This is a genomic window from Mesorhizobium sp. WSM3866 (assembly GCF_002294795.1).
In the GTDB taxonomy this organism is placed as follows: domain Bacteria; phylum Pseudomonadota; class Alphaproteobacteria; order Rhizobiales; family Rhizobiaceae; genus Mesorhizobium.
In genome coordinates this window covers 1-1,128 of sequence record NZ_NSGC01000060.1, presented here as the reverse complement: position 1 = coordinate 1,128, position 1,128 = coordinate 1, and the positions used below count along the sequence as shown (strand labels likewise).

The following is a 1,128-nucleotide window of genomic DNA, read 5'->3' as shown; positions in this document are numbered from 1 at the left end:
CAAGCACACGCATCGTCATCATGCCGCTCGAAATGAACAGCACGTCCGCGCCTTCACGCAGCAGCCGTGCTTTGCCGATCTCGAACCTGTAGTCGTACTCGTCGAGCACGACCGGCACCTTGCCGCGCAAGAGCCGCATATAGACCGGCCCCTTGTGGTCGGCGATGGCCTCGGTAGCCTGCTCGATGTCAAGCGCGTCGCACGGGTCGATGATTGTCAGGTTGGGCATGCCGCGGAAAATGGCGATGTCTTCAGTTGCCTGGTGGCTCGGGCCGTAGCCGGTGGTCAGTCCGGGCAGGGCGCAGACGATCTTCACGTCGAGATGCTCCTCGGCGATCGCCATGCAGATGAAATCATAGGCTCGTCGTGAGGCGAAGACGGCGTAGGTCGTTGCAAATGGGGTAAACCCTTCCCGCGCCATCCCGGCGGCCGCGCTCATCAGCACCTGCTCCGCCATGCCCATCTGGTAGAAGCGATGCGGATGTTCCTGCGCGAAGACATGAAGGTCGGTGTATTTGGCAAGATCGGCGGTGAGCCCGACGATCCCGCTCCGGTGATGTGCCAGCCTGGCGAGCGTGTGGCCGAAAGGGGCGCTGCGCGTCGGAACGCCGTCCGGGGCGATCGAGGCGATCATCGCCGAGGTGGTCTTGCGCTCGCCCACCTTGACCGCCTGCCGCGGTGCGAATTTTGACAGCCTCACTGCGGACGTCCCTTTTCCAGTGCCTCGAGCGCCAGCGTCCATTCGTGCGGCTCGACGCGGATGAAATGCGTGATGTCGCGGGCCTCCAGGAACGGCACGCCCTTGGCCATGCGGGTGTCGCAGACGATGATGCGCGGGCGCGGCTCCTTGAGACCCCGGGCGCTGTCGAACGCTGCGCGGACCGCCTCGATGTCATTGCCGTCGACACGCTGAGCGTGCCAGCCGAAGGCCTCGAACTTGTCCGTCACCGGCTCCGAAGACAGCGTCGAGGTCGATGGGCCGTCGGCCTGCTGGTTGTTGAAGTCGACGATTGCGATGAGGTTGTCGAGCTTGTGGTGGGCGGCCGACATCGCCGCTTCCCAGGTCGAGCCCTCGCCGAGCTCGCCGTCCGACAAGAGATTGTAGACGAAACTGTCGCTCTGCTTGCG

General features: G+C 64.4%; 2 protein-coding genes. Both read right to left on the bottom strand.

Translation table 11 applies throughout. From position 1 onward, the window contains the following. Positions 1-700 (bottom strand): hypothetical protein (locus CK222_RS31425; protein WP_095802998.1); only part of this gene is annotated, 700 nt, incomplete at its 3' end. Further along, on the bottom strand, positions 697-1,128 hold a 432-nt coding region (locus tag CK222_RS31420; protein ID WP_245433423.1), incomplete at its 5' end, for a thiamine pyrophosphate-dependent enzyme. The genes CK222_RS31425 and CK222_RS31420, both read right to left, overlap by 4 nt.